The following is a 22,153-nucleotide window of genomic DNA, read 5'->3' as shown; positions in this document are numbered from 1 at the left end:
TGTTAATATTTAATTATAGAAATAATATTTATATAATTAAAATAATTTATGAAAGTTGGTGTATTATGAAAAAGGCAATTATAGTTTTATCTATCTTATGTGGTTGTTTAATTATTCAACAACCTTTACAAAAAGTTGTTTTTGCTCAACCTGCTATCACAATTTCAAATAATCAACATGAACTTACTAAAGAAGATGCTAAAAACCTTCTTATAAAATATAATGATAAAGTAGATTATATATATCAAGGAGATGCTAGTAAATTCGAATATCTAAAATCTAAAAATCTTGAAGGATATGTATTCTTACCAGATGTAGAAACAGATATTGGATATTTTGTTGATAAAAATACTAGTGATATATACTATTTCCATCCAAGTGGATATTTAGAACTAGTAAATGATATAAAAAAATAAAAGGAGTGGATACCCACTCCTTTTATTTTATGAATTTTCTTCGATTTTTTTACTAAGCCTAGATAACATCTTCTTAGAAAAGTCTGATATATCTTTTGGGATACATGTATACGTAGATAATATTGAATAGATTTCAATGGCTCTTTTGTAGTCTCTTTTGCCTGCATATGACTTAAAAGCTTCTTCTGCTAAGTCTTTTGAAGCACTGCTTATTTGTTCATATCTTCTTCTCAAAACCATCTCTCCTCTAATAAAGTATATCTACTTATATGTTTTTTATTGATGATTTATTACTGGTTCTTCTATATCCACATCTTCATCGCTAACTTTTCTTTTTATAATTTCAATATTACTATGTTTTGAATATTTGTCATCTTTATTAGCTTTTACATAAACTTCTAGGTCTACATTTTCATCAGAAAGTTTTATTGTATATTTATTACTTTCTATATTGCTTTCAAAAAGCACAAATCCTTCATCTTGATTTAAGTTGTTTTTAACGTAAATACTGTATTTAACATTTTTTATATCTAATTTATCCCAAGTAAGTGTTGCTAAATTATTATTATTATCTATAGATGCTTTTAGATTTTTAACTTCTACATTCTGTATATCTTCATCTATTGGTTTTATATTTATAGTGTTACTTGGATTTGTCATACCATATTTAGTCTTACCAGCTACGTATATGCTTATATTTGGTATTTTACCATCTATTAAATCTATTTCTATATTTTTGTGTACAGTATTTGAATCTAATTTATCCTTTTGTACTTTTATTGAATCATATAAATTAAAATCTGGATCATTTAATGAATTATTTTTTAAGTATATATAATATTCATTTACATCATCTATATAATCCCAAGATAATTTAACTAAAAGTTTACCATCTACTATCTCATATAAAGCTTTTATATTCTCTACTTTGTTGCTTGTAACTGACTCCTTACTAACATTTATAGTTACTATTTTTTCTTTTTCACCACAGATTATTCTTATCTTTTCTTTTCCTTCTTTTATTCCAGTTATAACTCCTGTGTTTTTATCAAGACTTATATTTCTGTCTACTCCTAATTTATTTTCAACTAGTTCATATCTTATCTTAGGATGTTTAAGTCCAACAGGCATAGTTATTATATCTGGTTTTAACTTTTTACTTTTTTCAAGTCCTACTTCTATAGTACTACTTATAGATATTTCTGCAATCTTTGCTTGTATATTATACTTTAAAGTTTCTACCATATCTTTAGACTTTATATACACCTTAGCACTACCTACACCCACAGCTTCTATTTTATTGTCCTCTATTTTTATAACATCTTCATTACTACTTTCATAAAATACTTTCTCTTTTTCCTTAAATTTGTCATAGTCTACTTTAACTTCTGATGTTATAGTAGCAATATCTCCTACATACTTTAAATTATTATCAACATCATACGTTATATCCTCAACTTTCGGATCTATAACTCTTACATTAACTTTCCTTAGTACTCTTTGATTTTTCATAACACCTATAGTTGATATTCCTTCTTTTTTACCTATTAATTCATTTCCTTTTATCTCTAGAATATTCTTACTATCTAATACATTAAACCAAATATCAGGTTTTTTTGCATAAGATGGTATACAAATATAATCTCCACTAGATAGTTTAACTTTATCATTTAATTTTATAGTATATTCATCTATATCTGTAACATAATCTCCATTTACTACTTTAAGTTCTATACCTCTTACAATAGGACTTAAAACTCCAAATTTAAAAAGAAAGTACTGCAAAAATACTAATATAGGTAAAGATACTAATATGAATAACCACTTGCTGTTTTTACTAACTTTCTTCATTTAACCACATCCTTTATGACAATTCATTTTACCTATGATTAAATCTTAGTGTACTAATATCTATATTAATTCCATATGTTTACTAAAATTCCTTTAAAACACCTTTTATTATCATATTTGATTATTATCCATAAAGTTAAACTCTAATCATTCTTGCATTTAAGTATAACTTTATAGTTAAATAAAAAAATTTTACAATAAATAAAAGCTACAGATTTAGGAATACCTATATCTGTAGCAAAATATTATCTATCTTTTACTTGGACATTATACTTTTCTATTAAATTATCGACAACATTACTTTGTTTTTCATATGATAGTTTATACTTTAATTCTTCTTTTATATCATCAAAGTTTTCTTGCTTTTCATCAGTCTTTTTTATTATGTGATATCCAAATTGAGTTTCTACAGGTTCTTTGCTTATTTCACCTACTTTTAAAGCAAATGCTTCTTTTTCAAATGGCTCAACCATTTGACCTTTTGTAAAGAAATCAAGGTCTCCTCCATTGTCTTTACTACTATCTTCAGAATATTCTTTTGCTAATGTAGCAAAATCTTCTCCAGCTTGAGCCTTTTTAAGTATTTTATCTATTTCTTCTTTAATCTTTTTCTTTTCATCTTCACTTACATCATTTCCATCTTTATCTGTAGTTTTAAGAAGTATGTGAGATGCTCTAACCTTTAAGAATTCATCTTTGTTTTTATCATAATAGTTTTTAGCTTCTTTATCACTTACTTCTGAAGCCTTTTTTATATATTTAGTAGCTATAATTTCTTTTTCTAAATCTTTTTCAGAATCTTTCTTGCTTATTCCAAATTTATTTATATATTCTTCTTCTGATATTCCAAATTGTTTACTAATACTTTCCATTAAAGATTTATATTCAGCATCTATTTCTTCTTGTGTAGCTTTTATACCATCCTTTTTACCTTCTAAATATAATACTTCTGTTGTAGTCATATAATCTATCATGCTATCTTCATAAGCTTTTATTTGTTCATCCGTCATTTCTGTTTTACCATTTATATAAAATAAAGGTTCCATCTTTTTTTCAAGTTCTTTTCCCGTTATTTTAGTATCTCCAATTGTTGCTATTACCTTATTATCGCTATAATTTTTGTGTGTTGCTGGTAACTTTCTTCCAACATTTTTTCCTGTAGTAAATCCTACTCCTATGCATAATATACCTACTAATGAAGTTATCATAGCAGTTTTTACTATTCCTTTATTTTTTTTAGCTGGCTTTACTTCTTTTTTTTCTCCCTTTTCATTTTCAATTTCATGTTCATCTAAACTATTTATTTTCTTATCTTCAGACATTTACATCCTCCCTAATACCTATTTTTTATAACTATTTATATTTTACATTATTTGAAATGTAAATAAAATTAAAATTTAATAAAGTAATATACTCTTATTTCTGTCATTAATTATTTTAGTATATATAAGTGAATGGTAATTGAAGTGCTTATGAATTTATTATGAATTTAAATATTTCTTAAACTATATCTTATTTCATATCTACCTACTTTTGTATTTTTTTCTTTTAGCATTTTAACAACTTCTTTTTTATCTTTTTTTAAATGATTCGCACATTCATCTAAAGACTTAAATATCTCTATTACTTCTCCTTTTGTGTCTATAAGTTCTACTTTCTTTTTCCCCCCTCTTTTAATTATTGATTTATATTTATTAAAATACTCATCATACTCTTCATCTATACACTCAAATATATAGTGCATTTTCACAGGGTCTAATTTATCACTACATAATATTTCTTCTCTTTTTTCCTTTGATATTTTTGAAGTAAATATTTTATTATTTAATATCGTTAAAATCTGAGAGGGCTTTTTATTACTATCCAAATAACTTTCATACTCTTTTTCAAGATTTAACTCTTTACTTAAATACTTTATAGCTCCTCCTAGATAATCAGTATATCCATACTTTAGGTTTTCCTTTATATACTCAATAGGAATTCCTAGATTTTTAGCACACTCTTTATGTGTCTTAAAAACTCTCTCTTCTTTTGTATATACATCTATAGATTTAATAGACATACCTCTTTTTATTTTTATATCTTTTATATAACATTTATCGTCTTCACTAACAATTTCTATACTTTTATTTTCAATTTTTTCTTTTTTATGTTCTTTACTTTCATTATAAGTCCTATCTTCATTATGTATTCCATCTTTTTTAACTTCTTTTATTTCACTTATTTTATTATTTTTATCTGGTTTTACAATCTCTTCTTTATATACTACTTTATCTTTTTTATGTATTTTTGAGTTATCTTTATTTTGTTCTACTAAATGTTTTACCTTATTTATAAATTTCTTTAACAACACTTTTCCTCCCTAAAATTGTCGATATTATATGTATTATGCCTTATAATATATTACTAAAATATACGTTATTAGTAAACTAATTCTATAATTTTATTAATTAATTATTTAACACAGATTTTTGGGTATCATGTAATAATTTCTGTATATAATTATCCTTTTTTCTGTTATAATATAACATAATATAACTTATTTCGAGTTAATTAGTGTACTTTATATTTATATATAATATACCTTTAATATAATTTAGTACATCATATTTTATATCATAATATAATAAAGGGTGGTAATATAATGCTTAAAAACTTAAATGAAGCCAACAAATGTATTAATTGTAAAAATGCAAGATGTCAAAATAATTGTCCTATAAATACTCCAATCCCTCAAATTATTGAGCTATACAAGGATGGTAAAATAAAAGAAGCTGGTAAAATACTATTTGAAAATAATCCTTTATCAGCAATATGTGCCATAGTATGTCCACATGAAAACCAATGTAGAGGTAATTGTATAAAAGGCATAAAAGGTGAACCTGTACGTTTTCATGATATTGAACATGAAATATCTAGCGAATATTTAGAAGATATAACTCTAAAAAAACCAAAACAAAATGGTGTTAAAGTTGCTGTTGTAGGTTCTGGTCCTGCTGGTATTACAGTTGCACTTAACTTAGCTTTAAGAGGCTACGATGTTACTATATTTGAAAAAAATGAAAAAATAGGTGGAGTATTAACTTATGGTATACCATCTTTTAGACTGCCAAGAACTAATATTGATTTATTAGAAAAAAGACTAAAAGAATTAGGCGTTAAAATAAAAATAAACTCGCTTATAGGTCCTGTAGTTACTTTATCTAAACTATTTGAGGATGGATATAAATCTATATTTATCGGTACTGGTGTTTGGAATCCAAGAAGACTTGATATAAAAGGTGAATCTCTTGGACATGTTCACTATGCTATTAACTATCTAAGATCCCCTGAAAGTTATGACCTTGGAAATAAGGTTATAGTAATAGGTGCTGGTAATGTAGCAATGGATGCTTCTAGAAGTGCAAAATACTTTGGCTCAGATTGTGTAGAAATATTCTATAGAAGAGACTTTGATAGTATGAGTGCTACAAAGCATGAAATACATGAAGCTCAAAATGAAGGTGTTTTATTTAAAACTTTCAAGGCCCCTGTTGAAATAGTTGATGAAGGTATAATATTTGAAGATACTGAAGTTGTATTAAATGAAGATGGCACTGAGTCTTTAGTTTCTATAGAAGGAAGTCAAAAGCTATATGAATGTGATAGCATATTAATAGCTATTAGTCAAATTCCTAAAAACAATATAGTTATAAACAATAAAGGTCTTGATACTAAAAATAATGGACTTTTAATGACTAACGAGTTTGGCCAAACTACAAGAGAAGGTGTATTTGCCTGTGGGGATGTTACAAATGGAGCTAAGACTGTTATAGAAGCTGTTGTAGATGCTAAAAAAGTTTGTGATTCTATGGATAACTACCTTAAGCAATTTATTAAATAAAAAAAAATTCCTAGATATCTAGGAATTTTTTTTTATTTAATAAGATTTAATTTCTTATAACTACTCATTATTATAGGGATCATAACTAAAGAACCAATTAGAGCATCTATCATATCTATAACTGTATCCTTAAGCCCACCTACTTGCATATTAGTTCCTATAAAAGTATCTAATAAAAATTCAATTATTTCCCATAAGCTCGCTACCCCCATGCTAAACATAAATAGGTATATAATTATAAATATTTTGCTTATAGATTTTATTTTGTTATCATTAAAAAATAACAATAATGAATATGCTACACTACAACTTATAAGACCTGACCAAACATGTAAAAAATCATCATAATGATTTATGTCGTAAAAATCATAGCAAGAACCTAATAAAGAAGATATCATTATAAATAAGGCTAATACTAAATATAAATTGTCATTTATAAGCCTTTTATTCTTTTGATTTATCTTATGAAGCGCTATTGTAGCTATCAAGCAAAAAGATGCTATACCTATGTTTCTTATTTCACCATTTTTAAAAAATAATATAAGAGATATTGAGTATAAAATATATAAAGCATATGTTGTATATTTCGTTGATTTTTTATTACCCATAATAATCACTCTTTTCCTATTATTGTATTATTTATATATTAATTTTAATATGTGTTTATAACTTACTATTTTAACATTTTTTATTATCCATTATTAATTACATTTTTATCTATAAAGTTAAATATTCTATTAAAATATTCATCTCCTAATACGTCATATCCGTTTACATGCCCAACATTATCTATAAGCCATAATTCTTTTTTATCATGCGGTATATTTTCATATATTATCTTACTACTTTGTGGTGAGCATACCTTATCTTCTTTTCCATGTATTAAGAACATTGGAGTAGTTATATTTTGAACTTCTTTATAAGGTTTTACATCTTCATAGGAAAATCCTGATTTTACTTGTGTGTATATATCTCCCATAAATTTTGCATATCCTACAGGAAGTAGTGGTATATTTTCAGCCTCTATTCCAAGTCTTATTGCATCAGCCATTTCATGATATGGTGAATCTACTATATAAAAGTCTACATATTTATTTTTTTCATTTAAACTAGAGTGCATAAGTGCAGTACCTGCTCCCATTGAATGTCCATGTACCCCAAGTAAACCATTAGGGTATCTTTCATGTATAAATTTAGCTACATTTTCTAAATCATATCTTTCATATAGTCCAAAAGTATAATCATCTCCTCCAGTATTTCCTGTATGTCTTTGATTATATATAACTGCATTGTATCCTTTTTCTAAGTACTCATATGCCTTATCTAAATATTCATAATAATAACTTTCTATACCATGAACTAATATAACAGTCTTATCTGTTTTTATGTTTGACTTTATAAGCTTAGCTTCTATTTTATAACCATTTTCTGGTGAATCTATAAATACATCTTCATTTTCATAATTTTTAAGTCTTTCTAGTGGCTTATTTTCTCTACTTGAAAATACTTCTACAACATCTTCATTTTTTATTTTCTGACTAGAACCTACCGAACCATCATAAACTAAATATCCTATAAATGTAGATACTCCTATAAATACTGTCAAAGACAATCCTATTACTTTTAATCTTATTTTATTGCTTTTATTCATATTTTTCTCCTTTGTTACCTAGTACTAAAACCTAGTATACAATATTTTTTATTATTTTTCTACATGTTTACAAGTTTTTTATTTTAAATTAAAATAAAGCATCTTACTATGTTTAGTAAGATGCTTTATTTACTATAGGTAATAATTTATAAATTCTTTAATATCTACACTTAGTATACTATTTCTTTAACTTAGCTAAAGCCTCTGCAAATGGATTATTAAATACTTCCTCATTTTTGTTTTGATTTTTTAGATACTTATTAATATCTTTTTTAGATGCTTTATTTTTTTCTTCACTTTTTCTTTTGTTAAAGGCACTTAACTTTTCTCTATGCCCACAGCTACAAACAAAAGTCTTTCCTTCTCCTTCTCCACGAAGTTCTAATCTCTTATGGCATACTGGACATCTTGCATTAGTAGTTTGGGATATAGTCTTTCTAGTATTACATTCTCTATCTTCACATACTAACATCTTTCCTCTTTTACCTTTAACTTCAAGCATATATTTTCCACATTCTGGGCATTTATTTTTGGTTAAATTATCATGCTTAAATTTACTATCACTATCCTTTATTTCTCTAACTATATCTTTTGAGTATTCTTTCATTTCATTTATAAATACATTTTTATTAAGCTTTCCTTTTGATATATCTGTAAGCTTAGTTTCCCATGTTGCTGTTAATTCTGGTGTTTTTAATTCATTTGGTACTAATTCTAATAATTGTTTACCCTTTGATGTAATATGTATTTCTTTTCCTTTTTTCTCTACTACAAACGTATTAAATAATTTTTCTATTATATCTGCTCTAGTGGCTACTGTTCCAAGATTACTTTTTTCCATAAGAGTAAGAAGGCTTCCTTCATTTAGATATGATGGAGGATTAGTTTTTCCAATAGTTTTATTAATATTTGATATACTTAAAATTTCGCCTTCTTTTACTACTATTACATTACCATAATCTTCATCATCATCTAAGTCTTTATAGTTTTCTCTATATCCTAGATTTATCACTCTATTTCCTTTAAATATAAAGTGCTCATCTTCAATACTAGCATTTATTAACGTTTGTTCATACTCAAATGGAGGGCAAAGTACTGATAAGAACCTTTTAACAACAAGGTCATATATTTTTCTTTCTTTGTCGCTTAACTCACCTAAAAATACTCTTTCTTCTGTAGGTATTATTGCATGGTGGTCTGTTACTTTTTTATCATCTACAAATGATTTATTTGCCTTTATATTAGACTTTAGTATTTTATTACATACTCTAGAGTAATCACTTATACTAACGGCCTTAACTCTATCTCTTAAGGTTTCTACTATATCAGATGTTAAATATCTAGAATCTGTTCTTGGATATGTAAGTACTTTATGGTGTTCATATAGCTTTTGCATTATAGATAGCGTTTCTTTAGCAGAATATCCATATATTTTATTTGCATCTCTTTGTAATTGAGTTAAATCATATAATCCTTGCGAATATTTTTTATTTAAAGTTTTATCTACCTTTATTATCTTTAAATTTTTTCCTTTTATTTTGTTTATTATTTTATCTATCTTTTCTTCATTAAAACTACTACTTTGATTATTTTTATCTATCCAAGTAAATAAAATATCTGAATTTCCTTTATTGGATTTTAGATTTATTCCATAATAATTTCTTGGCTTAAACTCTATTATTTCTTTTTCTCTTTTATATATCATTCCTAATGTTGGTGTTTGTACTCTACCACAAGAAAGCTGTGCATTATACTTTGTTGTGAGTGCTCTAGTTGCATTTATACCAACTATCCAATCAGCTTCTGCTCTAGCTATTGCTGAGTAGTATAAATTGTCATATTCTTTTGCATCTTTTAATTTGTTAAATCCATCTTTTATAGCTTTATCTGTATTTGACGATATCCATAAACGCTTTAAAGGCTTTTTGACTTGTATTTTATCTATTATCCATCTAGCTACAAGTTCTCCTTCACGCCCTGCGTCTGTAGCTATTACTATCTCACCTACATCGTCTCTTATCATTTGAGATTTTACTGTATTAAATTGTTTGCTAGTCTTTTTTATAACTACTGTTTTCAAATATTTTGGAAGTATTGGTAAGTCATCTATATTCCATGATTTATACTTTTGACCATAGCTTTCTGTATCTGCTAGCGTTACTAAGTGTCCTAGCGCCCATGTTACTATATATTTACTTCCTTCTATATATCCATTTTTATCTTTATTGCATCCTAATACCCTAGCTATATCTCTTCCTACTGAAGGCTTTTCTGCTAGTACCAATGTTTTTTTCATATTTATTTCCTTTCTTCTAGGCTAAATTTAAATAAGCCTCTACGTTGTTCTATTTATAATATTACCATATTTTATACATAAATAATAAAAATAAGTAAAGGATAGTTAACTTCTAGCTAACTATCCTCTATATTATATTTTTAGTTTATCTATAAAAAATTTCTTCAAATGATGCATGATCAAAAACTTCTTGTTTTTTACCATCTATTAAAACATTCACACCCTTTATCCACTCACCATCATAATCTCTTTGTAGTAGTGTTTCTACTATTGTCTTTTGATTTATATATCCACCTGTTGAACCCTGGAAGTGTTGTCTCCAAGAATTTTCATCTACTAGGTTTATTGTAGCTATCCCATCATTTATTGACTCTAATTGTATATTTGCTTTTTCATCTTTAAAATAGTCTTTCTTTAAAGATGATAATAAAGCATTTATTTTGTTTTCTAGCGTATCGTCTTTATCTATATTATGTATGTCTTTTAGTACTATCCTTTTATCATTATCTTCAGAGTCAAATGTGTATAATTTAAAATCTATTACTCCTTTAGAATTTTCAATATTTATATTTTCCTTATTGATTTCTTCTAGATTTTCAATAGATTCTTCTTTTTCTGTATTTATACTATTATCATTTTTATCACTATTTTCTATTCCTTCTTTATTAATTTCTTGTTCTTTATTATCTTTATATGTATCTTTATTTTCCTCTATACTAAGTTTGTTTGTACTATCATTATTTTCTATTGTTGCGTCTGAACATCCTACTAATGTTATACTAAGTGCTAATGCTAGTAACCCTATTTTGATTTTCATATGTATCTCCCCTTTTGGTTATATTATTTATACTATCATACCAAATTTTATGCATAATATGATTACAATAAAAAAACAAAATAAAAGACAATGGATTTAATGGTGTAACCATCAAATCTATTGCCTTTTACAAAGCTATATGCTTTTCCCTCTTTTTGACTTTTATTAGATAATACTTGCTTCTTAGCATTTAGCCATCTATTGGTTTTGACCTTATTAGCTAACAGCCATAGATTAAAATGAGGTAGTTTTAGCCTAGGTGAACTATCTAATATGATAAAATATCTCGTCTTCTAAACACCCAATAGGTACTAGTAAAAGGTTCGGCAATCCGAGCTTTTATCTAGTGTGCTTAGATACACAATTAATTGTGTAGTTATATATTAACCATTTTTAAAAAAATAATTCATATTTTTTTAAATTTTTATTAATATTTATAAAAATTTAAAAACGAATAATCATAATAAGAAAATTTTCTTTTATTATAAAAGTTAAATACTCTTTTTAATGGTGATACATTTTATTTAAACCTAATATCAAATCCTTAAGCGCACTAATCCTATTAGATTTAACAACTTATTATATTAATCATATAAAGTTTAAGATTTTAACTACTAATAATAATGAATAACTCCACATGCCCATCGCTTTCCTGAATTTCCTGCAGGTTGTGAAGTAAAATCATCATATCCTTCATGAAGTATAAAAGATTTTCCTATAACTTCATCTACAGTAAACCTATTGGTAAATACAGAAAGTATCCCTATTCCATTAGCAGATAGTATTGGCGGTAAATCTCCTGCATGCATAGGGTGTTCTGTGTTGGTTGAATTATAATGAGATTTTGCAGAAGTAAATGGATTATTTTTATCTTCTATTGAACAATCGCCTACTTCATGGATATGAAATCCATGAAACGAACTAGTTTGATTATTTATACTAGGTATTCCTGTTATATATGCCTTTACATATACCCCCTCTTCTAATTGATACAGGTATACTATTCCTTTTATACAAGATGCTAATGGTCCTCCATTTATTTGAGCATATGCATTTGGTTTAGATGGTTTGTATCCAGAAAATATTTTTTGAATATCATATTTTGGGCAAGAATTATCCATGATGCACCTCCTTATAATGAAATACATTTCTATCGCTATATATCTTATGATTTACATTAATAGAATGTTAATATTTATTTCATATAATTTTAGATGCTTTTTATGAGATTTTGACGTAATTAATTTTTAATGATTTAAAAATAAAAAATCTCCATCTTATTTTGATGGAGATTTTTTAATTAAAAGTGTAATAGTCCAATGTCACATTCTATAGAGAACTTATCTCTACTCATTAGCCCGCCATAAGATATATTCATAAAAAATATTTGGCAATCCAATCTTTTATTTATTATTATCTTATATCCATCAACTTCATGAAGTACATCATCTTCCTTCATTTCGTCTAACATAAAGTCTAATTTTGCATCTTCATATATAGATGGACGATTTTTATATATTCTTATATATTTATGCTTGCTATTTTCTAATATTTTATCAAATTGTTTTTTAGCTTCTTGAGTTATTAATATATCCATATTATCAGTCTCTCCTATCCTTATGTCTCTTTAATATTATACCATATTTATAAAAATAATTATTTCTAATAGTTTAAAATTTATTAATTGAATATAATTTTTATATTTTGAGAAAAATATTTTCAATTACGTATATATATGGAGGTTTTTTATGGAATCAAATCATAAACATTTACTAGACCCACAAGCTGCAAATTTCAATGATACTGTAGTCCCTAAGACGCCAGTATTTTCTGGTAACGATATCACTTGTGAAGTTTATTATTTTAAGCCAAATCAAGATTTGGCAATGCATAGACATCCAAATGGAGAGCAAATATTTTTCTTTTTAAAAGGCTCTGGAGTTATGACTGTTGAAGAAAAAGAACATAATGTTCATACTGGATGTACAGTTTTTGTAAAAGCAAATGAATGGCATGGCATTAAAAACTCTGATAAAGAAGATATGATTGCTGTTCAAGTTACTAAAGTTAATGCTGGTGCTGAATATAAAGATAAATAAAATTTTTATTAAAAGTTGTAAATAATTTTATACTTAATATAAAATCCTTACAAACAAAAAAGCTTGATTGTTAAAATCAAGCTTTTTGTATACTTACAATTTATATTTAGGTTTTATTGAATTACTTTTTTACTAACTTTAATTCGACTGGTATATATTTATCTATTTTCTCACCTTTTATAACCTTATTGGCAGCTTCAACAGCTGTTTCTCCTATAAGTATCGGTTGTTGTGCCACTGTTGCATCCATTTTCCCACTTTTAACAGATTCAACTGCATCATCTGTTGCATCAAATCCAACTACTAATACATCTTTCATATTAGCATCTTCTAATGCTTTTTGAGCACCTAAAGCCATTTCATCATTTTGTGCAAATACAGCATTTATATTATCCTTTGATTGAATGATATTTTCCATAACAGTAAGTCCTTTACTTCTATCAAAATCTGCACTTTGTTTAGCAATTAACTTAAACTCACTATTTTTTATACCATCTTCAAATCCTTTACCTCTATCTCTTGTAGCTGAAGAACCTGCTATACCTTCAAGTTCTACTACATTTCCTTTTCCACCAAGTTTTTCTATTAAAAAGTCTGCTGCCATTTTTCCTCCAGCAACATTATCAGATGCAACATGAGATATAACTTCTCCTCCATTTGCTGCTCTGTCAACTGTTATTACTGGTAACTTTAAATTATTAGCGACCATAACAGATGCTATTGCTGAATCTGAATCAACTGGGTTTAAAAGTACTATATCTACATCTCTAACACTTATATCTTCCATATTAGATACTTCTTTAGCTGGGTCATTTTGTGAATCAAGAACTACTACTTCATATCCTAATTCTTTTGCTTTTTCTTCTACTCCAGCTTTTAGATCTACGAAAAATGGATTGTTTAATGTTGATACTATAAGTCCTATCTTTTTTACTCCATTATCTTTAGAACTACATCCTACTAGTAGGCTTGATGATAATATTATAGTTATTATTATAGAAAGAAATTTTTTCATTTTATTTCCTCCTAGTTACTTCTTCTGTCTAAAAGTACAGCTATTAATATAACTACACCTTTTACCATCATTTGATAATATGATGATACATCTAATATATTAAGTGCGTTACTTAATACACCTATTATTAATGCACCTATTATAGTTCCAGTTATTTTACCTTTTCCACCTGTTAAACTAGTTCCACCAAGTACTACTGCTGCTATTGCATCTAACTCATATCCAGTACCTGCTGTTGGTTGTGCAGAATATAATCTAGAAGTTATTATAACTCCAGCTAGTGCTGATAATATACCACTTATTGTGTATACCCATATTTTTATTTTATCTGTATTAAGTCCTGATAGCTTTGTTGCTTCTTCATTAGAACCTAATGCATAAGTATATCTTCCCATTTTAGTACTATTTAGTATATAAGCACATACTAAAAATACTACTATCATTATTATTGCTGGAGTTGGTATAGAGAATATTTCTCCTCCACCTATTTTACCAAAGTTTATTGCTAAATCTCCACTCCCTAATGTTATAGGCTTTCCATCTGTAAATACTAAAGTTAAACCTCTAAGTATTGTCATAGTTGCAAGTGTTGCTATAAATGGTTGAAGTTTTCCTTTTGAGATTACAAATCCATTTAAAAAACCAACAACAGCTCCTATTAATATAGATATTACTATAGCTATTACTATATTTTGTCCTGATACAAGTAAACTCGCACAAATTGCTCCACTTATAGCAAGTATTGAACCTACAGATAAATCTATTCCTCCTGTTAATATAACAAAAGTCATACCAGCTGCTATTATTGCATTTACTGATGTTTGTCTTAATATATTAAAAATATTTTTAGTGCTTAAAAATGATGGACTTAATATTGAAACTATACCTACTAACAATAATAATCCTACTAAACTTTTATACTTTATTAATATATTTTTTATATCTAATTTACTATCTTTCGTATTTTGTATACATTGTGATGACATAACTATACTGCCTCCCTAGTTTCTACTGCACATTTTAATATTGCTTCTTGGCTTACTTCTTCTTTCTCAAACTCTCCAGTTATTCTTCCTTGGCTAAGTACTAATATTCTATCACTTAATCCAAGTATTTCTGGCATTTCTGAAGATATCATTATAACCGCTTTTCCCTTTGACTTAAAATCATTTATTAAGTCATATATCTCTTTTTTAGCTCCTACATCAACACCTCTAGTAGGTTCATCAAGAATTAAAACATCTGGATTTGTAAGTAGTGCTTTTGCTATTGCTACTTTTTGCTGATTACCACCACTTAAATTTCTTATAAGTTGTTCTTGGCTTGGTGTTTTTATATTTATCTTATCTATATAGCTATTTACTATCTCTTTTTCTTTTTGCTTATTTATTTTAAATAAAGATGATATAGTATTTAATGAAGATATGGTCATATTTTCTCTTATAGATAAATCTAAGATTAATCCATCCCCTTTTCTATCTTCACTAACATAAGCTATTTTATTTTTTAAACCGTCTTTTGAGCTTCTGTTAAATATCTCTTTTTTATTTACATATATACTTCCACTTTCTTTTTTTATATGTCCATATATAGTTTTTGCAAGTTCCGTTCTACCTGCCCCCATAAGTCCTGATATACCGACTATTTCTCCACCTTTTACATCAAAACTTACATTATCTACAAATTTATTTTTTAGATTTTTAACCTCTAGTATAGGCTCTCCTTTTTCACATTCAATTCTAGGGAATTGGTCTGTAAGCTTTCTACCTACCATCATCTCTATCATTTTATCTTCGTCTATATCTTTTATTTCTTCTTGACCTACATATTTTCCATCTCTTAGTACAGTTATATAATCACATATTTCAAATATTTCTTTTAGTCTATGTGATATATATACAATTGCTTTTCCTTCTTCTTTTAACTCATTTATAACCTTAAATAAACTCTCAGTTTCCTTATCTGTTAGTGCATCTGTTGGCTCGTCCATTATTATTATCTTTGCATCTAATGATAAAGCTTTTGCAATTTCGATCATTTGCTTTTGACCTATGCTTAAGTTTTTTACAAGACATTTTGAACTAGTCTCTACATTTAACTTTTGAAGTAACTTTTGACTATCACTATGTAGTTTATTAAAGTCTATTTTAAGTCCATTTTTAGGTTCTCTTCCTAAAAATATATTTTCGCCTATGCTTAAATCATTTACTAAGTTAAGCTCTTGATGTATTATTGCAATTCCTTTATCAGCTGCATCTTTAGGCCCTTTTATATCTTCTTCTTTTCCATTATAGTAAATTTGGCCTTTTGTCTTTTTATATACACCACTTAATATTTTCATAAGTGTAGATTTTCCCGCTCCATTTTCTCCCATCAAAGCCATAACTTTTCCTTCATAAAGCTCTAGATTAACCCCGTCTAGTGCCTTAACTCCTGGAAATTCTTTTACTATATTTGTCATTTTCAAAATAGGTGTTTTCATGTTAAAATACAACTCCTGATTTTAATATTATATTAGCATAAGGACTGCACTCCCCAGTTCTAACAAAAGCTTTACTGTTATTAGTCATCATTTTAAATTCTTCATGACTAACTTCCGTAACTTTTACATTTTCAAATCGTTTTAATATTTCTTTATATATTTTTTCGTTTCTTTCTTTAATTTCACTAGCTATTATTATCTCCTCAACACATAATTCTTCTAGTACTACATCTAAAGTATCTATAAAACTTGGTACTCCATGAGTTAATGCTAGATCTATCTTTTTAACATCATCACTTATCGGAAGTCCACAATCTCCTATAGTTAAACTATCAGTATGACCCATTTTAGATATAGTATATGATATTTCACTATTTATCAGTTTAGTTTTTTTCATAATTTACCCCCTAAAGTTCTCAACTTCTATTAATGTTGGTAGGCTACTTTGAGCACCTTCTTTCATAACTGATAATGCTCCAACCTTTGAAGCAAAATCCATAGCATATTCCATATCTTTGCCAATTGATATTGCCACAGCTAAAGCTCCAGTATAGCTATCACCTGCTGCTGTAGTATCTATAGCTTCAACTTTATATGCCTTTTTAAACATTGATGTTTCTTTATTTATATATAAACTTCCCTTAGAACCTAAAGTTACTATAAGTTCTTTTACACCTTTGTTTATCATTATTTGTGCACATTCATTTATATCATCTTCATTACTTATTGATTTTTGGCTTATTATTTCAAGTTCAGTTTCATTTGGAGTTAATAAATCTACATTTTCTATTATCTCATCTTCTAAAACTACTGCTGGTGCTGGGTTTAATATAGTATACTTACCTAATTCCTTAGCTTTTTTAAGAGCATATTTTATAGTTTCTAATGGAGTTTCAAGTTGAACTACTACTATATCACTATTCTTTATCGCATCTATATTTTTATCTATATCTTCTTTAGTTAATTTATAATTAGCTCCTGGTGCTACTACTATAGAGTTTTGTGCATTCTTATCTACCGTTATAAGTGCTACACCACTTGGACCTTTTTCTACTTGTATGTAATCAGTATTTACATTATCTTTTTTTAATGAGTTTACTAAAGTTTCTCCAAAGCTATCATTTCCAACTTTACCAATCATAGTTACATTTCCATTTAACCTAGCCATAGCTACCGCTTGGTTAGCTCCTTTTCCGCCTGGAACTTCTTTGAAATTACTTCCTAATAAAGTTTGTCCTGCTTTTGGCATCTTTTCTACATTTACAACTAAATCCATATTTAGACTACCTATAACGCATATATTCTTCACAATGTTCCTCCTAATTTTTATAATATATATATCATTTCTATTTTAATATTCATTTTATCTTTCCTATAGAGTATCATATTTATTTATTAAGTGCAACATATTTATATATTTATATATATTTTTTTACATTTTATATCAATTACAACTCTAATTTTATATAAAAGTATATAATTATATTTTAATAATATACTCTTATATAAAAAATTCGCTTAGCTTATGTCCGCCAACAAATTTGTCCGTTACTCAAAATATCATTTTTTACATTTTAAACTTATTAGTATATCTTACTTATTATCAATAGTTTTATAACTAATATAATTTCCTTGTATGTAAAAAATTCGCTGCGCTCATGTCGCCAACGACTTCGTCCGTTGCTCAAAATGTCTTTTTTACGCTCATAAAACTAATTAGTATTACTTAATTTCAATAGTTATCCACAATTTATGAAGTATCATAATTCCCTTAAGCGAAAAAAATGAACTAAAACAATTATGTTTTAGTTCATTTTTACTATCACTATATACTTATTTAAAGCTTTATGCCTTTATTAATCTCTAAATATCCCTTTTATATTTCTTTATTTTACTACTATATTCATGAGTTTAGTTAATTCTAAAGCTTGAATAGGTGTAAAAATTCCACCTGAAACATCTTTTATACTTACTTCTAAACTATCTATATTACAAGTAGTTAAATCTACTTTATCAAGAGAACTTCCTCTAAAAACTGATTTTGTTAAATCTGTAGATTCTAAAATTAAACCTTTACTTTCTATTTCCTGAAATACTGAATTTCTAAAATTAGAATCTTTAAAACATATATTTTTTAATTTAGCATATGAAAAATTTGAATATATCCCTATAGTATCCTTAAATACTACATTTTTCATTAAAGAATCATCGAATCTACTGCCTATTAATTTACAGTTTATAAACTCTGTTCTGTATATACTACTATCTGATATATCTATATTAGATAAATCACAGTTTTCAAATATACAATCTACTATATCTATTTTTTTTAAATCGCACTCCTCAAATATTATATTCTTAAAAACACAGGAATTAAAACTAATTCTTATATTATAGATATCACTTATTACAGTATCCTCTATTATTTTATTTTCTATACTTTCCTCATTTATTATAAGTTCTACTATATTGCTACACTCTTGTAGATCACTATATGTTTTTGGCTTTTCTATTTTATACACAACAGACATTTATATCTCCTTTATATCCTCTAATTCTTTTTCTTTCTTATTGTATTTTTTATTTTTACTACAATACCCATATATATTTTTATATTTATTTATAAATAATATAGATATTATTACCGTCAATAGTTCTGCTAATGGGACTGCTAACCACACTCCATTTACATTTAAATATTTAGGTAAAAAAGTTATTCCACATACTATAAATACAAAGGTTCTTAAAAAAGATATAGCTGCAGATATTTTTCCATTTGAAAAAGCTGTAAACATTGCAGAAGTAAATATATTAGTTCCCATAATTAAAAAACCTATAGCAAATAGCCTAAATCCATTATAAGCAATATTAAAAACATTACTTTTAGATTCTGAGAATAATCCTACTATTATTGGAGATGCTAATATCGCTACTGTAAATAATATCACAGAACTTAACAATATAAATATTATACTATACTTTATTATCTTTTTAAGCTCATGCTCATTTTTATTCCCATAATTGTAGCTTATAATAGGTGCAACCCCTGATGAAAATCCTATATATGCAGATGTTATTAAAAACTCACCATATAAAACTATAGTTATAGCGGCTACTCCATCTGATCCTAAAAGTTTCATCATAACTATGTTAAATAACATTGTAGTTACCCCTGCCGATAAATTCGTAACCATTTCAGATGAACCATTTGTTATTGTAGTTAATATAACGTTAATGTCTAGGCTAGGCTTTACAAAATATAAAGAAGCTTTTTTTCTGCTAAAATATATTATTCCAAGTATTGCTGGTATTAAATTTCCCATACCTGTTGCATATGCCGCTCCTGATATTCCCATATCCATAGGAACTATAAATAAATAATCTAATATTATGTTACTAAATCCGCCTATTAAGGTAAATAATAATCCTATATTTGGCTTCCCTGCAGTTATTGTAAGATATTGAAATAATAAATTAATTATAAACGCTGGAACAAATATTAAAGTTGCTGTTAGATAATCTCTACAATACCCATATAATTTATTATTGCCACCAAGTGTATATATTATCTTTTCCAAAAATGTATATCCAATAAATGATATTAAGATTCCTAAAGTAGCCCCTAAAAGTATTATTAATGTAAAATTCTTTTTAGCTTCTTCAGTTTTCCCTTCACCAATTTTTTTAGCTATAACTGCGCTACTTCCAGTTGCTAACATTACACCAACTGCTATTACCACATTTATAAATGGATATACTATATTTACAGATGATAATGCGTCAGTATTTACAAATCTAGATACAAATATTCCATCTATTATTGTATATAAAGACATAAATACAAGCATTACCACCGATGGTATAGTAAATTTTATAAGTGATAAAAAGCTAAAGCTTTTTGCTATTGAATTATCCATTTTATCCTCCTAAATTTTGTATCTTATCATATTATACAATAAAGTATATGGTTACAATACAGTCAATAGATATTTTAGTAATGAATATAATAAAAAACTACTTAGCATAAATTTATACTAAGTAGACTTTTATTATAATATATTTAATTTTATAGCTTCTAAAACTCCATTATCATCATTACTTTTTGCAATAAATCTAGATACTTTCTTTAAATCATCATGAGCATTTTCCATAGCATAACTGTGATAAGCTGCTTCCATCATCTCCAAATCATTTAGATAATCTCCAAATACCATAGTTTCATTAAAATCTATACCCATTTTCTCTTGAAGTGCTTTAATTGCCATTCCTTTATTGGCGCCTTTATTCGTTATATCTAACCATATCTTCCCAGATATAGATACTTGTAAATCATCTCTATAGTCGTCGTAATATTTATTGCTATTTTCTTGAGCCCCATTAAAGTCACATATAGTAACCTTTAATATATCATCTTCTATTTCATTTACATCTTTTACTACTTCATACTTTTCATAGTATTTTTCTACTTCTTTTATAAATTCTTCATCAGTAGATTCTATATATGCAGAATTTTTACCACAAAGTATTACATTTGAATTTTCTATATTTCTTCCTATATTAACTAATTCTTTAGCTATATTTCTATCTAATGAGTTTATAAATATCTCTTCTCCCTTATAAACTACAATTGTTCCATTCTCAGCTATAAACATCATCTTATCTTTAACATCTTCAAATCTTTTTAACAAATTAAAGTATTGTCTTCCACTAGCAGCTGCAAATATTATATCTTTTTCTTGTAGTTTTTCAAATACATCTATAAAATCATGGTGTATTTCATTATTATTATTTAATAGTGTTCCATCCATATCTGTTGCAATAAGCTTTATCATCTGACTCCTCCTTTGATGCTTTATGTATATTATATCAAATGTATTTGCTTATTTTAATTATAAAATCTAGGTTAATAAATGTGAACACTATTATATAATTTATAGGTTATCTAATTCTTCATATATTCTTATAAATGGTATATCGCCAATTACTGCAATATCCTCTGCATTAAAATAGTGCTTTATATTTGAGTCAAATAATATATTAGATGCTGATTCTATTTCATCATCCCCACTCCATAAAATATATATAATATATGTATCATTTAAAAATCTAATTTTATAGGCACTATCTCCCATATTTATTTTACTTGCTCCAATATTTTTCATTACAGATTTAAATTTTTCTACATTTCCTCCAAATTCTTTAGTTAATCTATTTATACTAGTTCTTAAAAATGCCGGATAATATACATGTCCTCCATCAATTTCTTTAAATGTTATATATTTATTAGTTGGTGGTATTGGATTAGCATTGACTAAAAATCTTATTACTAAAATTTCTAAAGCTATTTTATCTAATTTTTCTCCATTTTCTTTATATATATCTCCACTAGGATATTCTACATATAAAGTAAAATCCATACACTTTACATGAAATATACTGGTGCTTTTATCATAGTATGAATTTGATAGCTTTGCCATAAGAATAGGATCTTTTTTACTAAATTCATTTTTAGCATAGTCTAACGGTATATTATAATTTCCAACTTTATTAAATTTCTCCATGATAATTCCCCCAAAATAATTTATATTACTACTTTCTACATAAAGTAGTTTAAAACCTTTTAATTATACTAACATTTCATAC

Annotated in this window: 22 protein-coding genes; 3 read left to right on the top strand and 19 right to left on the bottom strand. The window is 26.5% G+C overall.

Translation table 11 applies throughout. The features are described 5' to 3' along the window. Nucleotides 1-65: 65 nt before the first annotated feature. Nucleotides 66-416, top strand: coding sequence for a hypothetical protein (locus I2H23_RS01570; RefSeq protein ID WP_166505029.1), 351 nt, complete (start codon nucleotides 66-68; stop codon nucleotides 414-416). 27 nt (nucleotides 417-443) lie between these two features. Here the strand turns inward: I2H23_RS01570 and I2H23_RS01565 are convergent, their stop codons facing one another. The 4 genes from I2H23_RS01565 to I2H23_RS01550 form a co-directional block, all read right to left on the bottom strand. Continuing rightward, nucleotides 444-650, bottom strand: a complete 207-nt coding sequence (locus I2H23_RS01565) for a hypothetical protein (RefSeq protein ID WP_195236910.1) — start codon at nucleotides 648-650, stop codon at nucleotides 444-446. 42 nt (nucleotides 651-692) lie between these two features. Further along, complete coding sequence (locus tag I2H23_RS01560; protein ID WP_195236909.1) at nucleotides 693-2,267, bottom strand: hypothetical protein; 1,575 nt, start codon at nucleotides 2,265-2,267, stop codon at nucleotides 693-695. Nucleotides 2,268-2,512: 245 nt separating this feature from the next. Beyond that, nucleotides 2,513-3,589, bottom strand: a complete 1,077-nt coding sequence (locus I2H23_RS01555) for a peptidylprolyl isomerase (RefSeq protein WP_195236908.1) — start codon at nucleotides 3,587-3,589, stop codon at nucleotides 2,513-2,515. Nucleotides 3,590-3,756: 167 nt separating this feature from the next. After that, on the bottom strand, nucleotides 3,757-4,617 hold the full coding sequence (locus I2H23_RS01550) for a hypothetical protein (RefSeq protein ID WP_195580911.1): 861 nt from the start codon (nucleotides 4,615-4,617) through the stop codon (nucleotides 3,757-3,759). 294 nt (nucleotides 4,618-4,911) lie between these two features. Here I2H23_RS01550 and I2H23_RS01545 point away from each other — a divergent pair, with 294 nt between their 5' ends. Further along, nucleotides 4,912-6,150: an NAD(P)-dependent oxidoreductase gene (locus I2H23_RS01545; protein WP_092926802.1), complete on the top strand. Its 1,239-nt coding sequence runs from the start codon at nucleotides 4,912-4,914 to the stop codon at nucleotides 6,148-6,150. A gap of 32 nt (nucleotides 6,151-6,182) precedes the next feature. Here the strand turns inward: I2H23_RS01545 and I2H23_RS01540 are convergent, their stop codons facing one another. The 6 genes from I2H23_RS01540 to I2H23_RS01515 all read right to left on the bottom strand — a co-directional run bounded on the left by I2H23_RS01540 (nucleotide 6,183) and on the right by I2H23_RS01515 (nucleotide 12,511). Next, nucleotides 6,183-6,758 carry a hypothetical protein gene (locus I2H23_RS01540; RefSeq protein WP_195236907.1) on the bottom strand — a complete coding sequence of 192 codons (576 nt, stop codon included), beginning with the start codon at nucleotides 6,756-6,758 and terminating at the stop codon, nucleotides 6,183-6,185. An 83-nt stretch (nucleotides 6,759-6,841) separates the two neighbouring features. Then, complete coding sequence (locus tag I2H23_RS01535) at nucleotides 6,842-7,801, bottom strand: alpha/beta hydrolase (protein ID WP_195580910.1); 960 nt, start codon at nucleotides 7,799-7,801, stop codon at nucleotides 6,842-6,844. A 178-nt stretch (nucleotides 7,802-7,979) separates the two neighbouring features. Beyond that, a complete protein-coding gene (locus tag I2H23_RS01530; RefSeq protein WP_195580909.1) occupies nucleotides 7,980-10,097 on the bottom strand; it encodes a DNA topoisomerase III in 2,118 nt (705 codons plus the stop codon). 145 nt (nucleotides 10,098-10,242) lie between these two features. Further along, nucleotides 10,243-10,914, bottom strand: a complete 672-nt coding sequence (locus tag I2H23_RS01525) for a hypothetical protein (protein ID WP_195580908.1) — start codon at nucleotides 10,912-10,914, stop codon at nucleotides 10,243-10,245. 614 nt (nucleotides 10,915-11,528) lie between these two features. Beyond that, on the bottom strand, nucleotides 11,529-12,035 hold the full coding sequence (locus I2H23_RS01520) for a superoxide dismutase family protein (RefSeq protein ID WP_092926812.1): 507 nt from the start codon (nucleotides 12,033-12,035) through the stop codon (nucleotides 11,529-11,531). Between the two features lie 179 nt (nucleotides 12,036-12,214). Further along, entirely contained in the window at nucleotides 12,215-12,511 is a 297-nt protein-coding gene (locus tag I2H23_RS01515) for a hypothetical protein (RefSeq protein WP_195236902.1), read from the bottom strand. A 151-nt stretch (nucleotides 12,512-12,662) separates the two neighbouring features. Here I2H23_RS01515 and I2H23_RS01510 point away from each other — a divergent pair, with 151 nt between their 5' ends. Further along, a complete protein-coding gene (locus I2H23_RS01510) occupies nucleotides 12,663-13,013 on the top strand; it encodes a cupin domain-containing protein (RefSeq protein WP_195236901.1) in 351 nt (116 codons plus the stop codon). Nucleotides 13,014-13,134: 121 nt separating this feature from the next. Here I2H23_RS01510 and rbsB read toward each other — a convergent pair whose 3' ends face one another. From rbsB to I2H23_RS01465, 9 genes are all read right to left on the bottom strand, one after another. Next, on the bottom strand, nucleotides 13,135-14,028 hold the full coding sequence (gene rbsB / locus I2H23_RS01505; protein WP_195580907.1) for a ribose ABC transporter substrate-binding protein RbsB: 894 nt from the start codon (nucleotides 14,026-14,028) through the stop codon (nucleotides 13,135-13,137). Between the two features lie 11 nt (nucleotides 14,029-14,039). Further along, nucleotides 14,040-15,014, bottom strand: coding sequence for a ribose ABC transporter permease (rbsC, locus tag I2H23_RS01500; protein WP_166505021.1), 975 nt, complete (start codon nucleotides 15,012-15,014; stop codon nucleotides 14,040-14,042). Between the two features lie 2 nt (nucleotides 15,015-15,016). Continuing rightward, complete coding sequence (gene rbsA, locus I2H23_RS01495) at nucleotides 15,017-16,510, bottom strand: ribose ABC transporter ATP-binding protein RbsA (protein ID WP_166505020.1); 1,494 nt, start codon at nucleotides 16,508-16,510, stop codon at nucleotides 15,017-15,019. A 1-nt stretch (nucleotide 16,511) separates the two neighbouring features. Beyond that, nucleotides 16,512-16,907, bottom strand: coding sequence for a D-ribose pyranase (gene rbsD, locus I2H23_RS01490; protein WP_166505019.1), 396 nt, complete (start codon nucleotides 16,905-16,907; stop codon nucleotides 16,512-16,514). Nucleotides 16,908-16,910: 3 nt separating this feature from the next. Further along, nucleotides 16,911-17,819, bottom strand: coding sequence for a ribokinase (gene rbsK / locus I2H23_RS01485; protein WP_195580906.1), 909 nt, complete (start codon nucleotides 17,817-17,819; stop codon nucleotides 16,911-16,913). Nucleotides 17,820-18,396: 577 nt separating this feature from the next. Continuing rightward, nucleotides 18,397-19,041 carry a pentapeptide repeat-containing protein gene (locus I2H23_RS01480; protein WP_195580905.1) on the bottom strand — a complete coding sequence of 215 codons (645 nt, stop codon included), beginning with the start codon at nucleotides 19,039-19,041 and terminating at the stop codon, nucleotides 18,397-18,399. Beyond that, nucleotides 19,042-20,427, bottom strand: a complete 1,386-nt coding sequence (locus tag I2H23_RS01475; protein ID WP_195580904.1) for an MATE family efflux transporter — start codon at nucleotides 20,425-20,427, stop codon at nucleotides 19,042-19,044. 132 nt (nucleotides 20,428-20,559) lie between these two features. Further along, entirely contained in the window at nucleotides 20,560-21,342 is a 783-nt protein-coding gene (locus I2H23_RS01470) for an HAD family hydrolase (RefSeq protein WP_195236897.1), read from the bottom strand. Nucleotides 21,343-21,441: 99 nt separating this feature from the next. Continuing rightward, nucleotides 21,442-22,071, bottom strand: coding sequence for a DUF3786 domain-containing protein (locus tag I2H23_RS01465; RefSeq protein WP_166505015.1), 630 nt, complete (start codon nucleotides 22,069-22,071; stop codon nucleotides 21,442-21,444). Between the last annotated feature and the right edge of the window lie 82 nt (nucleotides 22,072-22,153).

This window comes from Romboutsia sp. BSD2780061687b_171204_C1 (assembly GCF_015560225.1).
GTDB lineage: Bacteria > Bacillota > Clostridia > Peptostreptococcales > Peptostreptococcaceae > Romboutsia_C > Romboutsia_C hominis.
Note: the sequence above shows the minus strand (reverse complement) of the source record. Positions and strands in the feature narration are given on the sequence as shown.

Coding starts and splice junctions, on each gene's coding strand:
- rbsB (WP_195580907.1), bottom strand. CDS start 14,028: ATGAAAAAATTTCTTTCTATAATAATAACTATAATATTATCATCAAGC.
- I2H23_RS01515 (WP_195236902.1), bottom strand. CDS start 12,511: ATGGATATATTAATAACTCAAGAAGCTAAAAAACAATTTGATAAAATA.
- I2H23_RS01570 (WP_166505029.1), top strand. CDS start 66: ATGAAAAAGGCAATTATAGTTTTATCTATCTTATGTGGTTGTTTAATT.
- I2H23_RS01560 (WP_195236909.1), bottom strand. CDS start 2,267: ATGAAGAAAGTTAGTAAAAACAGCAAGTGGTTATTCATATTAGTATCT.
- I2H23_RS01465 (WP_166505015.1), bottom strand. CDS start 22,071: ATGGAGAAATTTAATAAAGTTGGAAATTATAATATACCGTTAGACTAT.
- I2H23_RS01525 (WP_195580908.1), bottom strand. CDS start 10,914: ATGAAAATCAAAATAGGGTTACTAGCATTAGCACTTAGTATAACATTA.
- rbsD (WP_166505019.1), bottom strand. CDS start 16,907: ATGAAAAAAACTAAACTGATAAATAGTGAAATATCATATACTATATCT.
- I2H23_RS01510 (WP_195236901.1), top strand. CDS start 12,663: ATGGAATCAAATCATAAACATTTACTAGACCCACAAGCTGCAAATTTC.
- I2H23_RS01480 (WP_195580905.1), bottom strand. CDS start 19,041: ATGTCTGTTGTGTATAAAATAGAAAAGCCAAAAACATATAGTGATCTA.
- rbsA (WP_166505020.1), bottom strand. CDS start 16,510: ATGAAAACACCTATTTTGAAAATGACAAATATAGTAAAAGAATTTCCA.
- I2H23_RS01520 (WP_092926812.1), bottom strand. CDS start 12,035: ATGGATAATTCTTGCCCAAAATATGATATTCAAAAAATATTTTCTGGA.
- I2H23_RS01470 (WP_195236897.1), bottom strand. CDS start 21,342: ATGATAAAGCTTATTGCAACAGATATGGATGGAACACTATTAAATAAT.
- I2H23_RS01540 (WP_195236907.1), bottom strand. CDS start 6,758: ATGGGTAATAAAAAATCAACGAAATATACAACATATGCTTTATATATT.
- I2H23_RS01535 (WP_195580910.1), bottom strand. CDS start 7,801: ATGAATAAAAGCAATAAAATAAGATTAAAAGTAATAGGATTGTCTTTG.
- rbsC (WP_166505021.1), bottom strand. CDS start 15,014: ATGTCATCACAATGTATACAAAATACGAAAGATAGTAAATTAGATATA.
- I2H23_RS01555 (WP_195236908.1), bottom strand. CDS start 3,589: ATGTCTGAAGATAAGAAAATAAATAGTTTAGATGAACATGAAATTGAA.
- I2H23_RS01545 (WP_092926802.1), top strand. CDS start 4,912: ATGCTTAAAAACTTAAATGAAGCCAACAAATGTATTAATTGTAAAAAT.
- I2H23_RS01530 (WP_195580909.1), bottom strand. CDS start 10,097: ATGAAAAAAACATTGGTACTAGCAGAAAAGCCTTCAGTAGGAAGAGAT.
- I2H23_RS01475 (WP_195580904.1), bottom strand. CDS start 20,427: ATGGATAATTCAATAGCAAAAAGCTTTAGCTTTTTATCACTTATAAAA.